This window comes from Pseudomonas sp. GW821-FHT03A09, assembly GCF_059421065.1.
In genome coordinates, this window is sequence record NZ_JBWKUX010000002.1 from 40,119 (window position 1) to 58,066 (window position 17,948).

At 61.5% G+C, this 17,948-nt stretch carries 15 protein-coding genes; 6 read left to right on the forward strand and 9 right to left on the reverse strand.

The window, feature by feature from the left end:
• Window positions 1-441, forward strand: coding sequence for a TadE/TadG family type IV pilus assembly protein (locus tag AC07V4_RS03040; protein WP_492637221.1), 441 nt, complete (start codon window positions 1-3; stop codon window positions 439-441).
• Window positions 438-3,158 (forward strand): ATP-binding protein, encoded by a 2,721-nt coding sequence (locus AC07V4_RS03045; protein ID WP_492637222.1) that lies wholly within the window; start codon window positions 438-440, stop codon window positions 3,156-3,158. The genes AC07V4_RS03040 and AC07V4_RS03045 overlap by 4 nt, the downstream gene beginning before the upstream one ends.
• Here AC07V4_RS03045 and AC07V4_RS03050 read toward each other — a convergent pair.
• The 5 genes from AC07V4_RS03050 to AC07V4_RS03070 form a co-directional block, all read right to left on the reverse strand.
• Window positions 3,155-5,131 carry a pilus assembly protein TadG-related protein gene (locus AC07V4_RS03050; RefSeq protein WP_492637223.1) on the reverse strand — a complete coding sequence of 659 codons (1,977 nt, stop codon included), beginning with the start codon at window positions 5,129-5,131 and terminating at the stop codon, window positions 3,155-3,157. The genes AC07V4_RS03045 and AC07V4_RS03050 overlap by 4 nt on opposite strands.
• A 177-nt stretch (window positions 5,132-5,308) precedes the next feature.
• Window positions 5,309-5,866, reverse strand: coding sequence for a DUF4136 domain-containing protein (locus AC07V4_RS03055; RefSeq protein ID WP_492637224.1), 558 nt, complete (start codon window positions 5,864-5,866; stop codon window positions 5,309-5,311).
• Window positions 5,867-5,911: 45 nt separating this feature from the next.
• Window positions 5,912-6,514 (reverse strand): DUF4136 domain-containing protein, encoded by a 603-nt coding sequence (locus AC07V4_RS03060; RefSeq protein WP_492637225.1) that lies wholly within the window; start codon window positions 6,512-6,514, stop codon window positions 5,912-5,914.
• A 24-nt stretch (window positions 6,515-6,538) separates the two neighbouring features.
• Window positions 6,539-7,288, reverse strand: coding sequence for a methyltransferase (locus AC07V4_RS03065; RefSeq protein WP_492637226.1), 750 nt, complete (start codon window positions 7,286-7,288; stop codon window positions 6,539-6,541).
• A complete protein-coding gene (locus tag AC07V4_RS03070) occupies window positions 7,281-7,589 on the reverse strand; it encodes a MazG-like family protein (protein ID WP_003188211.1) in 309 nt (102 codons plus the stop codon). The genes AC07V4_RS03065 and AC07V4_RS03070 overlap by 8 nt, the downstream gene beginning before the upstream one ends.
• Before the next feature lie 178 nt (window positions 7,590-7,767).
• Between AC07V4_RS03070 and AC07V4_RS03075 the strand changes: the two genes are divergently transcribed.
• Both AC07V4_RS03075 and AC07V4_RS03080 read left to right on the forward strand, forming a co-directional pair.
• Window positions 7,768-8,061 carry a hypothetical protein gene (locus AC07V4_RS03075; RefSeq protein ID WP_492637227.1) on the forward strand — a complete coding sequence of 98 codons (294 nt, stop codon included), beginning with the start codon at window positions 7,768-7,770 and terminating at the stop codon, window positions 8,059-8,061.
• Between the two features lie 3 nt (window positions 8,062-8,064).
• On the forward strand, window positions 8,065-9,408 hold the full coding sequence (locus tag AC07V4_RS03080) for an MATE family efflux transporter (protein ID WP_492637228.1): 1,344 nt from the start codon (window positions 8,065-8,067) through the stop codon (window positions 9,406-9,408).
• A gap of 48 nt (window positions 9,409-9,456) precedes the next feature.
• Here the strand turns inward: AC07V4_RS03080 and speA are convergent, their stop codons facing one another.
• The 4 genes from speA to AC07V4_RS03100 form a co-directional block, all read right to left on the reverse strand.
• The gene (speA, locus tag AC07V4_RS03085) at window positions 9,457-11,370 is read right to left on the reverse strand and encodes an arginine decarboxylase (RefSeq protein ID WP_492637229.1); all 1,914 of its coding nucleotides are present in this window, start codon (window positions 11,368-11,370) and stop codon (window positions 9,457-9,459) included.
• A 144-nt stretch (window positions 11,371-11,514) separates the two neighbouring features.
• Window positions 11,515-11,886 (reverse strand): translation initiation factor Sui1, encoded by a 372-nt coding sequence (locus AC07V4_RS03090; protein ID WP_005784408.1) that lies wholly within the window; start codon window positions 11,884-11,886, stop codon window positions 11,515-11,517.
• A gap of 182 nt (window positions 11,887-12,068) precedes the next feature.
• Window positions 12,069-12,605 (reverse strand): NUDIX hydrolase, encoded by a 537-nt coding sequence (locus AC07V4_RS03095; RefSeq protein WP_492637230.1) that lies wholly within the window; start codon window positions 12,603-12,605, stop codon window positions 12,069-12,071.
• Window positions 12,606-12,607: 2 nt separating this feature from the next.
• The gene (locus AC07V4_RS03100; RefSeq protein WP_431749658.1) at window positions 12,608-13,585 is read right to left on the reverse strand and encodes a DUF2333 family protein; all 978 of its coding nucleotides are present in this window, start codon (window positions 13,583-13,585) and stop codon (window positions 12,608-12,610) included.
• Window positions 13,586-13,976: 391 nt separating this feature from the next.
• On the opposite strand from AC07V4_RS03100, the gene AC07V4_RS03105 reads away from it, so the two are divergent.
• Both AC07V4_RS03105 and AC07V4_RS03110 read left to right on the forward strand, forming a co-directional pair.
• Window positions 13,977-15,647, forward strand: a complete 1,671-nt coding sequence (locus AC07V4_RS03105; protein WP_431752807.1) for a diguanylate cyclase — start codon at window positions 13,977-13,979, stop codon at window positions 15,645-15,647.
• A 53-nt stretch (window positions 15,648-15,700) separates the two neighbouring features.
• Window positions 15,701-17,662, forward strand: a complete 1,962-nt coding sequence (locus AC07V4_RS03110; protein ID WP_492637231.1) for a methyl-accepting chemotaxis protein — start codon at window positions 15,701-15,703, stop codon at window positions 17,660-17,662.
• The last annotated feature ends 286 nt before the right edge of the window (window positions 17,663-17,948 follow it).

The following is a 17,948-nucleotide window of genomic DNA, read 5'->3' on the forward strand; positions in this document are numbered from 1 at the left end:
ATGAAAACAAGCCTCCCCAACAAGCAAAAAGGCACGGCAGCGATCGAGTTCGCCGCCGTATTCGTGATTTTTTTCGCCGTGTTCTACGGGATGGTCAGCTATAGCCTGCCGCTGCTGCTGATGCAGTCGTTCAACCAGGCGACCGCCGAAGCCGTGCGCTTGAGCGTAGGCCTGGACCCCACGATGCAAGGCTATTCGGCCACGGTGATCAGCACGGCCAACACCACTGTCGCCACACGTTTGGGGTGGCTTCCCCCTGCCTTCAATTTCAACGCAGGGACACAGGTCACCACCACGTTCGTCGGCGGTCTGCTCAAGGTGCAAATCAACTACCCCACCGCCAACCTCCAGAACGTGATGCCGTTCATTGTGTTACCCGGCATCGGCACCGTCCCACAATTGCCGGTGACGCTGCAGGCCCAGTCGAGCCTGCAGTTTTGACGGCCGGGGATAAACTCTTCGGGCGCCTGCTCGGCCGCAGTGGCGCACTGGCCATCGACCCGCCGACGCCCTCTTACGCCGGGCTGCACCTGCACCTGGACGCTCAAGGCCGCGTGCTCGATATCAGCGGCGCCCTGCGGCAACACCTCGCACCGCACGCGGACTCACTGCCGTTGCAAGACTTGCTGTGCGCCCACAGCGCCCTGGCGGTAGAAGGCGTTCCCGCCGACTGGCAACGTCACAGCCTGGACCTGGACTTCCAGGGTATCGCCGGGCAAACCCTGCACACTCGCGGCACTCTTGAGCCGCACGACAACGGCTGGCTGCTGCATGCACTGGACATCGGCGATTTGCTCGACGGCAGGCGGTTGGCCGACGAGCGCGAGCAGAATCACCAACTGACCAACCGGGTCAGTGAACAGCTACGCGTGTGCAGCCTCAGCCGCTTGCCCGAGGTGTTCAACGAGCAACTGTGCAGCGTGGCGCAGCGCTGGCGCATTCCCTGTGTGGCCCTGGCGCTGCTCGACCAAGAGGACCAGGGCTGGCGCGTCTACAGCCAATACGCCAACCATGACGCACCGTTGTTCTGGCATACCGGGCAGCGCCTCGGCACTTGCCTGGACAGCCTCAACGGCACCACCCCGTTGGCCCTCAAAGCACCGTATGGGCGTGGAGAGCACCCGCGTTTGCACAGTGTGTTCGGCAATGCCGACGGTTTTCTCGTGCCTTACCGCGATGGCCAGGGCGTCGCCGCATGGCTGTTGTGCGGTGCTTATAACGGCCAACCCCACACACGCGAGCGCGACTGGCTGAACCTCGCCTCCGCCCTCGCCGCGCCTTTGCTCAGCCGCTTGCGAGAACAGCGTCACCACCAACAGCTGGAACGCCTGGAGGCCCTGCAAGGTTTGCTGGGCACTGGCTGGTGGGAGTTGTTGCCCAGCAGCGGCGAGATCCAACTCGCACCACAATTGATGCGCAACCTGGGCCAGGAAGAAGAACCGACCCGGCAAGCCCTCGACACCTGGCTGCACCTGATCCACCCCGCCGACCGCCAGGAACTGCAAAGCCGCCTGCGGGATCTGCACACCCTCGGCAAGCCCTTGCTCGCCAGCGTGCGTCTCAGCCGTAGCGACAACACGTGGTATCGCGTCCAGGGCCAAGTGCTGGGCACCGGCGAGCAACGCCGTTGTATCGGCTTCATGCTCGATATCAGCGACATCAAGAACCAGCAGCTGCAAGCCGACGTCGCCCGAGCGCGCCTGGACAACCTGATCGCCAGCTCGCCCGCCATCATCTACGTGCAGCACTACGAAAACGGCGCCCTGCAACCGGTTTTTTTCAGCGACAGCCTGCTGCCATTGCTGGGCCGCACCCTGGCCGAATGCAGCCACGACAACCTGGTGCAATGGGTGCACCCGGACGACCGAGACCTCTACTTCCAACGCACCCGTCAGTTACTGCGCGAAGGCAGCGTGCGCAGCCGTTATCGCGTGCAGGACAAACAGGGCGATTACCACTGGCTGCTCGACGAAGCCAAGCTGCTGCGCGACGACCTCGGCCTGCCGGTGGAAGCCGTCGGCCTGTGGCTGGACGTCACCGAGGCGACCCTGGTCGCGCAGCAGGTCAAGGACAGCGAAGAACGCTACCGAATCCTGGTGGAAGATTCCCCGGCGATGATCTGCCGCTACCGGCCGGACCTGACCCTGACCTTCGGCAACACCCCCCTGGCCAACTACCTGGAATGCCTGCCGGCTCAACTACCAGGACTGAACCTGGGCGACTGGCTGTCGGATGAACAACGCCAGGCCTTCGTACATCGCATCCACCAACTGACCCCTGAGTTTCCTGTCAGCACTGCCGAGATCAGCCTGCAACTGCCAGGGCGCGAACATGCCTGGTGGGTGTGGTCGGACCGTGGCGTGTTTGATGAGCAAGGCGTGTTGTTGGAAGTGCAGGCCGTGGGCCGCGACAACACCGAAGTACGCCGCTCCCAGCAGCAACTGACCCAAAGCGCGAAAATGGCCACCCTCGGCGAAATGGCCACGGGCCTGGCCCATGAGATCAACCAGCCGCTGAACGTGATGCGCATGGCCATCGTCAACGTGCTCAAGCGCCTGAGCACCGGCAACGCCCAAGTCGATTACCTCACCGAAAAACTCCAGCGCATCGACGCCCAGGTGCAACGTGCGGCGCGGGTGGTGGACCACATGCGCGTGTTCGGCCGTCGCTCGGAAGTTGAGCAGCAGCCTTTTGACCCGGCGCAGGCCGTCGAAGGCACCTTGTCATTGCTCAGTGAAGGTTTGCGTGGCAAAGGTGTGGACGTACGCCTGACCCAAGAGGAAATTCCGGTGCAGGTCAGGGGCTACGTCGACCAGCTTGAGCAAGTGCTGATCAACCTGATGGTCAACGCTCGCGATGCACTGCTCAGCCTGCGCGAGAAAAACCCCGAGCTGCGCCCATGGATCGCCGTGCACACCGAACACGACAGTCGTCATGTGCGCATCTGGGTCGAAGACAACGGCGGCGGCATCGATCCACGGTTGCTGGAGCGGATCTTCGAACCGTTTTTCACCACCAAGCCGATTGGCGTAGGCACCGGGCTGGGCTTGTCGGTGAGCTACGGCATCGTGGAAAACATGGGCGGGCGCCTGAGTGTCAGCAACGGTGAACACGGCGCGCGTTTTTGCGTGGAACTGCCCAGAGCCATCGACGCTTAAATCACCAGGTAAGCTTCGCCGGTCTGGCCGCAGGTCAGGTTGGCGCCGACGTTCACGTTCGCCAGGCTGATACCGAGGCTGTTCAACAGGTTGTTGAGAATCGGGTTCAGCAGCGGGCCGAGCAGGCCGTCCACCACCGGCGTGACGATGGCGCTGACGCTACTGAGCAGCGACACCGTATTGGCGATCAAACTGCCCAACGGGTTATTGCCCACCGGTTGATAAGCCGTGATCCCCACGCCATTGAGGGTGGTGGAAAGGCTGCTGACCACATTGGTGGCGGGCGTGGCGGCCTGATACGTCGGTGCAAGGCCCACGTTGGGCGGCGTGGCGAACGGCGTGGTGCTGGAAAACACCTGGGTCTGGACACTTCCGGCAATCGGACTTTGCACCTTGATCCCGATACCGCCGCCAGCGAAGGGTATCCGGGGATCACAACTGCCGATGAAAGCGATCATATGGCAAACCTTGGTGCCGATATCGATCAGCGCCAGGGGTGCCACTGTCATTGGTTGGGTAGTGGAAAACGCATTGGTGATGCTGCCGATGTTCAGCGAGGCCAACGAGGTGGTGGTATTGGCCGTCAGGCTCTTGGTGCCGGCGTTGCCAGTTGGACAGCTGTAGGCGGTGACATAACTGCTGGCGCCGCCGGCATCCAGCACGATATTGATCGGCAGGTTGCCCGGCAACGCCAACACATCCAATTGCTGGCAACCGGCGCCCAGCAAGCACAGCGCCGAGTTGATCGTGGTTACCAGGTTCAAGCTCAGCAAGCCATTGAGCACCGGCGTCAGCGGCCCCACCAAGTTGTTCACCGCGGTGTTGAGCCCCGACAGGCTGCTCAACACCGGCAAGCTGACCGTCACCTCGGTGCGCACCTGGGCCGTACGCACGTAGATCGCATTCGGCCCCAGTGGGTTGGCCGCCGCCAGCGCCGGATTACCGATGGCGGACAATTGCGGCGGCTCGGTGATTTTGACCTGGGTGGTGATATTGGCCAGCCCCAGCAGGCTTACCGGCAAGGTCGCCGCCACCGAACTTTGGCTGTTGGACAGTTGCACCACACCCTGAATCAGCTGGAATACTTGAAGGTTGGCGTTCAGCGCCGCCGCTGTAGTACCCGTCTGCAACTGCAGGATCTGCCCGAGGGTCAGTGGCGCCTGGTTGATCGCGGCGATTTGCAGGTTGCCCAGGGCCGTCAGCACATCCGCCGTCGCGCCATTGGCGGTCAGCACCGTGATTGCCGCCTGGATCAACTGGGTCGCGGTGACATTGGTATTGAGCAGTTGCGTGTAATTACCGGCGGCCACATTCAGGTTGATCGCCAGTTGGTTGAGGTAACTGAGCAGGTTGATGTTGGTATTGATCAGGCCATTCCAACCGGCGACGGTGAGGTTGACGTTGCCACCGAGCAGCCCGGAAAACAGCGGATTCAACAAACTTGCACTAGCCGTGTTGACGCTGGCCAGCGTGCTGTTGATGGTGAGCTGGGCCAAGGAAGGCGCAGGCATTGCCGCTACCGCCGTGGCGGTCAACACAGTGTTGAGGCTGACCGGATTGCCGGAAGTCAGTGCCCAAATCCCTGCCGCGACACTGGTGGGAACGGTATGGGTGACCACGACTTGAATCGCTGACGACAACGCCGGGTTTGCACTGAATGTGCGCATGCCCGAAGCACCGGTCGTCACCGAACCGCAACGGGTCACCAACGTATTGCCATTACCCACCACAAAATTGTTCCGCGCCACGCTCTGCGCGGCAAAAGCCGCTGCACTCAAGCCGGCCAGGCAGGTGCCGCCGCGGCTGACGGCCTCCAACGCCGCGGTGTCCGCCACACCTTGCAACTGACGCTTGGCTAAGTACAAACGGCCGCTGTCGATCACCAACAAGGTACAGACCAACACCAACGCCAACACACCCACCGCCATCAGGCCGATAGCGCCACGTTGCTTGCCATGAAATCGTGGGGACATCGAGCACTCCTGTGCCGGCGAGTCGCCGAGCGCTTACTCTTCTGGAGTGTAGATGAGTGTAGGAGATCCAATGTGGGAGCGGGCTTGCCCGCGAAGGCGGAGTGTCAGTCAGCACATCTGTGACCGATAGGCCGCATTCGCGGGCAAGCCCCCTCCCACAGGGGGATGTGGTGGCTTTTAGTGGGGTGGGTAGTTGGAAAGGATTTTTCCCACTGTGGAGCGAATCGCGTTGCTGCGGTCTTGCGGATTCGGCGTGCTGGCCATCATCTGCTCGTCACTGCCACGCCACACCAGTTTGCCGTCCTTGCCGTCGAGCAGGTCGATCTGGATGGTCGCCACTTTGTAGGTGATGTTGCGCGTCTCGTTGTACATCGGCGCGCCCCAATAACCATTCCAGGGGCCGCCCCAAGCGCCGCCGTAATTGGTGGTGACTTGCTGCTGGCGGTCTTCGACAATCAGGTACGCCTGCACCTTCAGGTCAGCATTCGTACCCGCCGCCACAGGGCGCAGGCCGCGTTGGTCGAGTTGTTCACCCACGGCCTGGCGGATGCGTTGCTCGGTGAGATCACTCTTGATACGCGGGTCATCCGGACGGTATTGCAGCGCCGGGTCTTTCCAGGCCCAACTGCGGTAGGCGCCAAAATCGCGGCTGGCGTCGAAGTCGTGGTTGACCTGATTGGTCTGGCAGCCGCCCAGCAATACAACAACAGCGAGTGCAGCAATGCGACGAAACATGGATGTTCTCCAAAAAACGATTCGAGCCTCTGATGAGAATAGCTGCTAACTGGGTGGATAGGCAGTCATTGCCTTCTGCATCGCTTCGCGCAACGCCTCAGCCCGATCACTCAGGCTGCCCTGGCTGGTGGTTTCAGCACTGGTGCTCCACACCGGCTGGCGGGTGCGAGCGTCGAACAGACTGATCCGCGCCACCGCCACCGTCACTTCATAGGTGCGTACCACCGGCACGGTGTTGTACATGCCGTAGCCATTACCGTAACGGTTATAGCCGTTGTATCCGTAGCCGTAATCGTCCTGGACTTGCCTGAGGCGCTTCTCCAGGCGCACGTCGGCGCTGACCAGCAGATCGGGTGCACGGTTGTCATGCAACGGACGCAGACCGCGCTGATCGAGGGCACCGGTGACGGCCTCGGCAATCTGCGCCGAGTCGGCCCAGGCCGAACCTGCCGGCAGCTGGCCGTTGAGCCAGGCCCAACTGCGATAGGCCCCGTAGTCCCGCACGGGTGCCGGGTAGGCGCTGGCATCAAAGGTATTGGCCGCCTGGGCCGGAGCTGGCGGCATCGGGGCCGAAGCGGCCACGTAAGGATTGGGTGTGGAGCAGGCACCCAATCCGAGGGACAACAAGATCAAACAGAGACGACGCATTTCGACCTCCGCAAACTGGGCCGCTTAAACCGGACGGCAGATCCAATGTAAATAACGCCCAAGTCCGGCAAAGCTTGGGTGACGACGGTGAGCAAGTTCCATCTCCAACAAATCCAGTAGCTCAGCCCGGGCCTGGAACTCCACCGGCATATAGTCGTGGAACACCCGCACACCGCTTTGGCTTTCGACTTGCCACACCCCTTCAAGTTGCGCCGCCAACTCACGTGGGTCGAGCGGCTGTTGCGGGGTGAGGCTCTGCTTTTCGCCGGCCATGTCGTTCTTGCGCATCTTGCGGAAGTGGCCTTTGAGCAGGTTGCGATAGATCAGCGCATCGCGGTTGTAGAACGCCAGCGACAACCAGCCACCGGGCACCGTGAGTTGGTGCAGCACCGGCAGGATCGCATGAGGTTCGGCCAGCCACTCCAGCACGGCGTGGCACAGCACCAGGTCGTAGGGTTCGGTGAGCTGACCGAGCAGGTCTTGCCACGGGGCGTGGATAAAGGTGGCGGCCTGCCCGGCGTCGGCAAAACGTTGGCGCGCGCCTTCCAGCATCGGTTCGGCGGGCTCGGCCAAGGTCACGTGGTGGCCACGTTCGGCCAGCCACAGCGACATATGGCCCAGGCCAGCGCCGATGTCCAGCACGCGCAACGGTCGATCCGGCAGGGCTTCACTCAGGTCGGCCTGGAGCACTGCCAGGCGAATCGCGCCTTTGGCACCACCGTAGATCTTTTCGGCGAAGCGCGTGGCCAACTGGTCGAAATGACGATCACTCATGGGCAAACCGCCGTTCGCTGTCGGCCAATTTGGCGCGCACCACCTCGTTCATGTCCAGGCCCAACTCACTGCACAGCAACAGCAGGTACAGTACGATGTCGCCGACCTCCTGCCCGGCGTGGGCGAGTTTGTCGGCGGGCAACTGGCGCGACTGGTCTTCGGTCAGCCATTGGAAGATTTCCACTAGCTCGGCCATTTCCACGCTGGCGGCCATGGCCAGGTTTTTCGGGCTGTGAAACTGCTTCCAATCGTTGGTATCGCGGATACGATGCAGGCGTTCGGTGAGGTGTTCGAGGTTCATGCGCGGGCTCCTGAAGGCGTATAGCTTCGGGCGGATAAGCCATCAAGGCAAGCGAATCCATCGACGCCCAACACAGCCCATGATTACAACCCGGCAAACCTCTATGCTTATAGGGAACTCGCCCGGCGCTATAGCAACCAAAGGCACAGCAACGCCCACCTCTATTCAGGACACATACATGCAGGCAGAAAGCTTTTTCGGTTGGTTGGGCCAGGCGCTCGGCTCCATCATCCGCTTTATCGTCGATGGGCTCAGCGGACTGTTCGGCGCCTTGACCAATGCCGGCGGCAACTTCGTCGATGGACTGGCGCGTACATTGGGCATGGACACCTCCATCATCAGCATCATTACCCTGATCATCGGCCTGATGTTGCTGTACTCGGCAGTGCGCGCATTCATGCGGGCTTCGATCATCGCCGGGGTTATCTGGCTGATTCTGGGCCTATGGTTGCTCAGTTGGGTCGTGCATTAACACTTGAACAGCTTACTCACCGACTGGCGCCACCGCCCCACCCATCGCCGCGTCTGGGCTCTGGCCGCGCCGATGATCCTGTCGAATATCTCGGTGCCGCTGGTGGCCCTGGTGGACAGCATGGTCATCGGCCACCTGCCCCACGCCCATCAACTGGGCGCCGTGGCGGTCGGGGCCAGCCTCTATACCTTTCTCGCCTGGGCCATGGGTTTCCTGCGCATGGGCTCCACCGGGTTTGCCGCGCAAGCCGCCGGGCGCGGGGATGGCGCCGCGCTGCGACAAATCCTGCTGCAAGGCCTGTTGCTGGCGCTGGGCCTGGCGATGCTGCTGGGCACCGTGGGTATTCCCCTGAGCCATCTGGCACTGGAATGGATGCAACCGTCTCCAGAACTGACGGAGCTGACCCGCGAGTTTTTCCACACGCGCCTGTTCGGCCTGCCGGCCGCGCTGGCCAGCTATGCGCTGGTCGGCTGGTTCCTCGGCACGCAGAACGCTCGCGCACCGCTGGCCATTCTATTGACCACCAACCTGGTCAACATCGCCTTGAACCTGTGGTTCGTACTCGGTCTGGATTGGGGGGTGGTCGGTTCGGCGCGGGCATCCGTCGTGGCCGAATGGACCGGCGCCCTGCTCGGCCTGGCAATGACGCAAAAGGCCCTGCGGGCCTACCCCGGGCATATCGCCTGGGCTGCCTTGAAATTGTGGGAAAGCTGGCGCCCGCTGCTGGCGGTCAACCGCGACATTTTCATCCGCAGCCTCGCGCTGCAATCGGTGTTTTTCATGATCACGGTGCAAGGCGCACGCCTGGGCGACGCGACCGTGGCGGCCAATGCGCTGCTGCTCAACGGCCTGCTGCTGGCGGCCCACGCGCTGGATGGATTGGCTCATGCGGTCGAAGCCCTGTGCGGCCACGCCATCGGCGCCCATGACCGCCAGGCGCTGCGCCGGTCGCTGGTGGTCGCTGGCGGTTGGTCGCTGATCGCCAGTATCGGGTTTGCCCTACTGTTCACCGTCGCCGGCCACCTGTTCATCGCCATGCAAACCGATATCCCTAGCGTGCGCGAAACGGCCGACCTCTATTTGCCTTATCTGGCGATACTGCCGTTGATTGCGGTCTGGAGTTACCTGCTGGACGGCCTGTTCATCGGCGCGACCCGCGCGCGTGAGATGCGCAATGGCATGCTGTTGACCGTCTTGCTGACGGCTCCCTTCGCCTGGGCGCTGCAGGGCTTGGGTAACCACGGTCTGTGGATAACTTTCTTGCTCTTCATGGCGCTGCGCAGCCTCACCCTGGCCTTCATCGGCTGGCGCCTGAACACTCGGAACCGGTGGCTGGCCGAGCCGTAAAACAAAAAACCCACCTGAGAAGGTGGGTTTTGTTCAGCCGCTATCGCCTCACGACGACAGGTAAGACGAACGCGTCAGGCCCAGACGCAACGCGTCGAGGAACTGCGTACGCTCGCTGGCGCTGATCTTCGCACTCGCACACTTGTCACGGTAGTGCGTCATCAACTCCTCCGGCGACAAGTGCACATAGCGCAGCATGTCTTCGATGGTGTCGTGGGTCTCGATCCCAGCGCTGTACACCGAACCGTCTTCGCGCTGGTAGATGTTCACCGAGTCGGTGTCACCGAACAGGTTGTGCATGTCGCCCAGGATCTCTTGGTAAGCACCTACCAGGAAGATGCCCAGCAAGTAGTCCTCGCCTTCGTTCAAGGCGTGCACCGGCAGGCTGGTCTCGATGGACTGCTCGTCGACGTACTGCTTGATCTTGCCGTCGGAGTCGCAGGTCAGGTCTTGCAGTACGGCACGGCGCAGCGGCTCTTCGTCGAGACGGTGCAGCGGCAGGATCGGCAATACCTGGCCGATGGCCCAGGTGTCCGGCAGGCTCTGGAACACCGAGAAGTTGCAGATGTACTTGTCGGCCAGCTTGTCATTGAGTTCATCCAGCACTTGGCGGTGCGAGCGCTGACGGGCTTTCAATGAGTTATGCAGGCGGCGGCACACGGCGAAGTAGCACTGTTCAGCCAGGGCTTTTTCCGCCAGGGTCAATTTGCCGTCGGCGTACTGGGTAGCCACGTCGCTCATGTAGTGGGTGGCACGCCAGTAGGTTTCGGTGACCATCTCGATATCGGTCGGACCCAGCAGGTCCACCAGCCATTGCACGGTTTCCGGCAGGCTTTCCTTGTTCTCGATTTCCGGCACGTCGTCGTTGTGTTTCTCGACGTCGGTGACTTGCACCACCAGCATGGCGTGGTGGGCGGTCAGGGAACGACCACTTTCGGAGAAGATGTTCGGGTGCGGCAGGCTCTGCGCGTCGCAGAACTCCTTGAGCATGCCCACGACAACACCGGCGTAGTCGTCCATGTCGTAGTTGATCGAACTGGCGTTACGCGAGTGCGTACCATCGTAGTCCACACCCAGGCCACCGCCCACGTCGATGTGGTCCACCGGCAGGCCAAGGTTGCGCAGTTCGCCGTAGTAACGAATGGCTTCCTTGAACCCGTGCTGGTAGTCGGCCAGGTTGGCGATCTGCGAGCCCATATGAAAGTGCAGCAGGCGGATGCCTTGGTCCAGGCCGGCAGCGCGGAAGCGCTCGACCACCGACAGCAGCTGCGCTGCCGACAAACCGAACTTGGACTTCTCGCCACCGGTGTCCGCCCACTTGCTCGAGGCCAGCGACGACAAACGCACGCGCAGCCCAACCTGCGGCTTGACCTTGAGGCTCGCCGCCTCTTCGATCACCAGGCCGACTTCGGATTCTTTCTCGATCACGATGAATACGTTGTGACCGAGCTTCTGGCCCATCAGCGCCAGGCGGATGAACTCACGGTCCTTATAACCGTTGCACACGATGGTGCCGCCCTTCGGCGCCAGGGCCAACACGGCCAGCAACTCAGGCTTGGAGCCGGCTTCCAGGCCAATGGACACGTTCTGGGTAGCGATGATGTTTTCGATCACCGCTTCCTGCTGGTTCACCTTGATCGGGTACAGCGCGGTGTACTTGCTCTGGTATTCCAGGCGCTCGATGTTCGAATCGAAAGCGCCGGTCAGCTGGCGTACACGGTCTTGCAGGATGTCGGGAAAGCGCACCAATAGCGGCAAGGACAAGCCGCTTTTACGCAGCTCGTCGACTTGCTCGTACAAGTCGACAGGCGTGCTGTTCGGGCCGTTCGGACGGACTTCAACGCGACCGGCATCATTGATCGCGAAATACCCGGCCCCCCAATGGCGAATCCCGTAAACACTGCGGCTGTCCGCAACTGTCCATTGGCTGCCATCGTCTTTGCGTGTGCGTCGTACGGACATCGAAGTCCCCTATATAAAGTCGAAAATCGCCGCACCCTTTTTGTAAGGCTGGCGCAGTCTAAAGAATGAAAATGACGATTTGCCTGCGAGAGAGGTAGACACCACTCGCAGGACAGAGTTTAGACACAGGTCGGGAAGAGGCTTTCAGCCGCCGGACTTCTTGGCCTTGTACCCGAGCTTGATCAGCTCGGCCAACAGCAACTCGACGTGATCGCCCTGGATCTCGATGACGCCGTCTTTCAACGCGCCACCGGTGCCACAACGTTTTTTCAGCGTAGTGGCCAGTTCCTTCAGGGCATCCTCGGCCAGCGGCACGCCGGTGATGGTGGTCACCGTCTTGCCGCCACGGCCTTTGCTCTCACGTCGCACGCGGGCAATACCGTCGCCTTCAGGAATCAGGGTCTGTTTGCAGGTACACGAATCCACGGGCTGACGACAGTCCGGGCAGTGTCGACCTGCGTCGGTGGAAAATACCAGGCCACCAAGGGCGGCGAAGGATGCGGCTTTTTTGGCCACCGGCAATCCTCTTGGGAGGACAAAGACTGATCGGCACCTGCGAAGAGGTGGCCAACCGCGAAGCCCCACTCAGGCAGGGGCAGCGCTACCGAACCGCCAAGGGTGGTTCGGGTGAAAAGTCGCGCAGTGTAACCACAAAAAGCCGACTTGCTAAGAGCCAAATGGCGCCAATTTATGCAACTTTAGCGACGCGAGGCCAGATAGCGCCGCAAGCCCTCCTGGGCGTCCGGGCAGTAAGGCTTTTGTTCAGCCTCCTGCAGGACATTTTCAATGGGTAAAAAGCGCGCTTCCATGACCTCTTCGGGCTGCAGCCGCAAGGGGCCGTCCCACACCGCAGAGTAGGATGTGCACCAGAGCCGGCTGTCGCCATCTTCAAAGTAGAAATGGTCGTGTTCGACCAACTCAACGCCACTTACACCCAGCTCTTCAGCAAGCTCCCGCCGAGCCGAAACGGCGTAACTCTCACCTTTCTCGACCATCCCGCCCGCCGCCGTGTCCCAGAACCCGGGATACAGCGCCTTGCTCAAGGTGCGCCGATGCACGCACAGCTCACCTTGAGAGTTGAACAAGAAGATAAAGGTGCAGCGGCCGATCAGACCGCGCTGGCGAAGGTCGGACCTGACGAGGTGCCCGAGCAGGTTGTCCCGCTCGTCGACCCAACAGATCAGTTCAGCGTCGGAAGCCGCCCGATGGGCGGCCTCCCTTTGAGTAGCGTCCATCATCAACCCTGATTGAGGAGCTGACGCAAATCGATCACTGCAGCGTTTGCCCGGGAAATATAGTTGGCCATTACCAGCGAGTGGTTGGCGAGAATGCCGAAACCACTGCCATTAAGAATCATAGGACTCCAAACGGTTTCCTGCGAGGCTTCCAGCTCACGAATGATCTGGCGCACGCTGACGGTGGCATTCTTCTTGGCCAGGACATCGGCAAAGTCGACTTCAATGGCGCGCAGCAGGTGGGACAAGGCCCACGCCTGGCCACGGGCTTCGTAGAACACGTTGTCGATCTGCATCCATGGGGTTTCCACCACTTCTTCATCGACCTGCGGCACCTGGCCCGGCGCCAGTGCTTCGGTCTTGAGCGTGGTGTTGAGCTTCACCCGACCGACGCTGGCCGACAGGCGTTGCGACAGTGAACCCAGACGGGTGGCGACATCGCCCAGCCAGTTGTTCAGGTTGTCGGCGCGGGCGTAGAACAGCGCGCCCTTCTGGTTCGGGTCGGACAGGCGCGCCTCATAGCGGCTCAGGGAATTGATGCCTTCCTGGTATTCCGACTCGCTGGACGGCAGCACCCAACTCTTGTTGTCGAAGTTGAACCGCGGCTCGGCCTTGGCCAGGTCGGCATCTTCAGCCGACTGCGACTGGGAGCGGGCGAAGTCCTTACGCAGGGCACGGGTCAGGTCGCGTACCTGCACCAGCACGCCGTATTCCCAGCTTGGCATGTTGTCCATCCACAGGCCCGGCGGGAAACGGTCGTTGGAAATATAGCCCCCTGGCTTGTTCAGCAAGGTGCCGACCACAGTCTTGAGGGTTTCGACGGTGGTGTAGCCCACCACCATCTGCTTGCCTTCCTTCTCGGCGGCAAGCTGGGCGTTTTGCTGGACCGGGAATAGCGCCGGCTCTTCGCTCCAGTACCAACCCAGGGCACCGGTGACCAACAGGTACAAGCCCAACACGCTGAGCAAGGCTTTGCTCATCAGCAGGTTGCGAAAGTAGCCACGGTTGGCCGACTTGGGCTCAGGAGCGGGGCCTTTGGCACTGCCTTCACGGTTTTTCCAGTCCAGCATAGCGATATCCTTTCAATCACTTGAGTTCATGCACATCAATTGTCCGGGTGCGTTCAAACACTCCGACCACAACCCTACCCCATCGTGCCCGTCGGTGCGGGGCTTTTAAACGAAAGTGGCGTACAGAGGGTGTTCGACTATAAAGGATGCACGCTTTTTTAGCTGCGCGACCACAAGGTCAAAAACTGAATGACAGAGACTCGTACTTAATTGACGTATGACACTCATGTAACAGATAAGAGGTGCTAGCATAGAGCCATCAGTCGACCTCAGCATGCACCCTCACACTAGTAGTCAGGATATGACCGAGCCAGAAGACCCCAGCCGTGAGCGTCTCAAGCACCACTTTGCCCAGCGGGTAATTCATCAGGCACGTCAAATTCTTGAGATCTGGCAACGCCTGCAACGCAGCGAATGGTCGAACGCCGATTTTTCCGAACTCAGCGAAGCCAACCTGCGCCTGCTGCGCTTTGCCGAGCGCTTCGAACAGCCGGAACACGGTCAACTGGCGCGGCACATCGGCGAGTCCCTGAAGGCGGTAGACGAAAATCGTGGGCGCTTGAGCAGCCAACTGATCACCGAACTCAACCGCCTGATGCAACGCCTGTCCCGTACCGGCCTGCGCCAGGGCGACCAGCTGGAACAAACCTTCCTGCCACCGATGCGCAAGCCCATCTACGTGATGCTGGCCGATCACGACCGCGCCGAGCGCCTGGCCAAGCAGCTTGAATTCTTCGGCATGAGCGCCCAATCCCTGGACAGCATCGCGGCTTTTCGCGCATCCATGGCCGAGCGCCTGCCGTCCGCCATCGTCATGGACGTCGACTTCTGCGGCGAAGGCCAGGGCCTCAAGCTCGCCGCCGAAGCCCAGGAAGGCCTGGAGCAAAAACTGCCGCTGCTGTTTTTCAGCCTGCATGAAACCGACACCCCAACCCGCCTGGCCGCTGTGCGTGCCGGCGGGCAGGAATTCCTGACCGGCACGCTGGAAGCTTCAAGCCTGCTGGAAAAGATCGAAGTACTGACCTGCATCGCCCAGTACGAACCCTATAAAGTGCTGATCATCGACGACTCGCGCGCCCAGGCGCTGCACACCGAGCGGCTGCTCAACAGCGCCGGCATCGTCACCCGCACCTTGATCGAACCGATCCAGGCCATGGCCGAGCTGGCGGACTTCCAGCCGGACCTGATCATCCTCGACATGTACATGCCCGCCTGCACCGGCACCGAACTGGCCAAGGTGATCCGCCACAACGACCGCTACGTCAGTGTGCCGATCATCTACCTGTCGGCCGAAGACGACCTGGATAAACAGCTGGACGCCATGAGCGAAGGCGGCGACGACTTCCTCACCAAGCCGATCAAACCACGCCATTTGATTACCACCGTGCGCAATCGCGCGGCGCGCGCACGCAACCTCAAGGCACGGATGGTGCGCGATAGCCTGACCGGCCTGTACAACCACACTCACATCCTGCAATTGCTCGAAGACTGCAGCTTCCGTGCACGCCGCGAGAACAAGCCACTCAGCTTTGCCATGCTCGACATCGACCATTTCAAACGGGTCAATGACAGCCACGGGCACCCCATGGGCGACCGTGTGATCAAGAGCCTGGCGCTGTTTCTCAAGCAGCGCTTGCGCAAGACCGACTACATCGGTCGTTACGGTGGTGAAGAGTTCGCCATCGTGATGCCCGATACCGACCTGGAGTCGGCTTGCAAGGTGCTGGATGAAATCCGTGGGCGCTTTGCCGAAATCCACTACCCGGCCCAGCCCCAGGATTTATGGTGCACCTTCAGCGCCGGCGTGGTGGAGCTGTGCGACGGTTCCGACAGTTTGATGATGGCCGCCCAGGCCGACGAGGCGCTGTACCGCGCCAAGGATGCAGGACGCAACCGCGTACAACCCGCGCGTGCATCAAAGCAAAGTGCCATCTTTTCACCGGAATCCAGCGATTCCGTCATAACTCTGTAATGGAAACGCAATAACTTCAGGCACTTATCTTTTGCTGTCGGTTGAAACCACGCATGCGCCTGAAGCTGCTGACCAATCTCAACACCCTTCTATTGGTGGCCGTTTGCCTGGCCCTCGGGGCGACGCTGTGGTGGTCGCAGCGGGCGCTGGAGCGGCCTTATTTGCTGATGGAGCGTTACTTGGGGTTGTCCCAGACGTTTCAGAATCAGGCCGCACGCAATATTGACGATTACTTGGCCAGCGGCGATGCCTTGCGCTTGAGCAGCGCCAGCCAAAGCCTGGAAAGCCTGTTGCAGCATCTGGATGAGCTGCCCGTCGACCTCGCGCAAAACCTGCGGCCCAGCCTGGTCGACCTCGACACCTTCAGCAAAACCGACCTGTTGGCCGCCGGCAAACTGGCGGGCGATCCGCAAGCGCTGCTCCTGCAAGCCGAACGCGAATTGGGCGCGAACCTGGAACAACTCAGCCAATACGCCATAGGCGTCAACTCGCCGGACGCGGCGCGCTATCTGCCGCCCTTGCTCGCCGCATCCCAGCATTTGGGCAAGCTGTCCCTGGCTCGCGACAAGCTGGTCAGCAGCGGCCGCGCCGAACTGGCCGACGATGTGGAGCGAGAACTGGCCAGCATCCGCACCCAGGCCGACCAGCTGGCGCAACTGCCATTGCTTGGCGTCAAAGCCAGTAGCGAATCCAGCGCCGATGACTTCTCCGCCATGATGGGCCTGGAAAACAGCGAAAAAACCGAAGTTCAGGACACCGGCGTCGACCTCAAGCGCGAACTCAACAGCCTGTTGACCCGCTATCCCGCCGAACTCAAGCGCACCCGCGAACAAATCCAGCAACGCGCAGACCTCGCCACTGGCACCCACCTGAAAATTTCCGCCGTGCAACAGGCCATCGCAGGCCTGGAACCCGTGGTGCGTGCGCAACACGGCAAGATCCAGGGCGAAGTTCGCCTGATGCAAGGCGTGATGATCGGCCTGATCCTGCTGATCGCGCTGCTGATCGATACCTTGCAACGGCGCCTGGCGCGGGTGCTGACCAACCTCGCCCCGGCCCTGTCGACCTGGGCCGACGGCGACTTCAGCCAGCCGATCGCCCTGGGCAAGACCAACCGCGAGCTGCACGACATCGAAGCGTCCCTGAACCGCCTGCGCGCCTACTTGGTGGACTTGGTAGGCACCATTCGCGGCAACGCCCAGGAAGTGGCCGGCAGCAGCCGCGCCCTCGCCGAACTGAGCAGCGGCTTGCACGACGGTGCCGAGCGCCAGGCCGGCGATACGGCGCAGATCCGTGATTCTCTGGGCGAGCTGGAAGCGACTATCCAGCAGGTGGCGGGTGATGCCAGCCAGGCTGCCGGAGCCAGCCGTAGCGCGGGTCAGGCGGTGGAACAAGGCCAACGCGTGATCGGCCTGAGCCTCACCGGGTTGCATGCCCTGGTAGGAGAAGTGCAGCAAAATGCGCAGATGATCGAAAAACTGGCCGAGGAGTCGGCCACCATCGGCGGCGTATTGACCGTGATCCGCTCGATTGCCGACCAGACCAACTTGCTCGCTCTCAATGCCGCCATCGAGGCAGCTCGTGCCGGTGAGGCCGGGCGAGGGTTTGCGGTGGTGGCCGATGAGGTCCGCTCCCTGGCCCAACGCACCGCAGGCGCCACCGCAGAAATCCAGGGCCTGATCGCTGGCCTGCAAGCCGCCGCCCACCAGTCGGTACAAGGTATGCGCGCCCAGGTCGAGCACGCCGAAGCCACCGCCCAGCAAGCCCAGGCGGCGGATGGTGCGCTGGATGAAATCGTCGGCGCGATCCAGACCATCTCCGACACAGCCGTGCGCATTGCCGATGTGACGGCACAGCAGAGTGGCGCCGTCAGTGAGATTCGCGATAACAGCGAGCGGATTCACCAACTGGGCGAGGATAACTTGCTGCGAATTGGGCAAGGGCGTAGCCAGGGTGAGCACTTGCTGGTGCTAGGTGGGCAGCTCAACACGGCGGTGCAAGCGTTCCGGGTCTGACTCGGTCTCAGCCTGGATGGAGATCAAATGTGGGAGCTGGCTTGCCTGCGATAACAGTGGGTCAGGCAACCTGTTCTGCACTGACATACCGCAATCGCAGGCAAGCCAGCTCCCACATCGATCTGCGTCGACCTCGCGACCGTGTTGGCAATGACCGGATCCAGGGGGCTAGTCACAAATTTTGCGCTATCCTCGCTAATCGTGCCGGCTACTGCATAGAACTGGACAGTCACAAAGGCTTTGCGGCATAGTCGCCGGGTTCTGCCGTACCCACTTCAATAACAAG

Bases quoted from the DNA above. Each gene is read 5' to 3' on its own strand.
- AC07V4_RS03040 (WP_492637221.1), top strand. From the start codon at position 1: ATGAAAACAAGCCTCCCCAACAAGCAAAAAGGCACGGCAGCGATCGAG.
- AC07V4_RS03050 (WP_492637223.1), bottom strand. From the start codon at position 5,131: ATGTCCCCACGATTTCATGGCAAGCAACGTGGCGCTATCGGCCTGATG.
- AC07V4_RS03055 (WP_492637224.1), bottom strand. From the start codon at position 5,866: ATGTTTCGTCGCATTGCTGCACTCGCTGTTGTTGTATTGCTGGGCGGC.
- AC07V4_RS03060 (WP_492637225.1), bottom strand. From the start codon at position 6,514: ATGCGTCGTCTCTGTTTGATCTTGTTGTCCCTCGGATTGGGTGCCTGC.
- AC07V4_RS03065 (WP_492637226.1), bottom strand. From the start codon at position 7,288: ATGAGTGATCGTCATTTCGACCAGTTGGCCACGCGCTTCGCCGAAAAG.
- AC07V4_RS03070 (WP_003188211.1), bottom strand. From the start codon at position 7,589: ATGAACCTCGAACACCTCACCGAACGCCTGCATCGTATCCGCGATACC.
- AC07V4_RS03075 (WP_492637227.1), top strand. From the start codon at position 7,768: ATGCAGGCAGAAAGCTTTTTCGGTTGGTTGGGCCAGGCGCTCGGCTCC.
- speA (WP_492637229.1), bottom strand. From the start codon at position 11,370: ATGTCCGTACGACGCACACGCAAAGACGATGGCAGCCAATGGACAGTT.
- AC07V4_RS03095 (WP_492637230.1), bottom strand. From the start codon at position 12,605: ATGGACGCTACTCAAAGGGAGGCCGCCCATCGGGCGGCTTCCGACGCT.
- AC07V4_RS03100 (WP_431749658.1), bottom strand. From the start codon at position 13,585: ATGAGCAAAGCCTTGCTCAGCGTGTTGGGCTTGTACCTGTTGGTCACC.
- AC07V4_RS03105 (WP_431752807.1), top strand. From the start codon at position 13,977: ATGACCGAGCCAGAAGACCCCAGCCGTGAGCGTCTCAAGCACCACTTT.
- AC07V4_RS03110 (WP_492637231.1), top strand. From the start codon at position 15,701: ATGCGCCTGAAGCTGCTGACCAATCTCAACACCCTTCTATTGGTGGCC.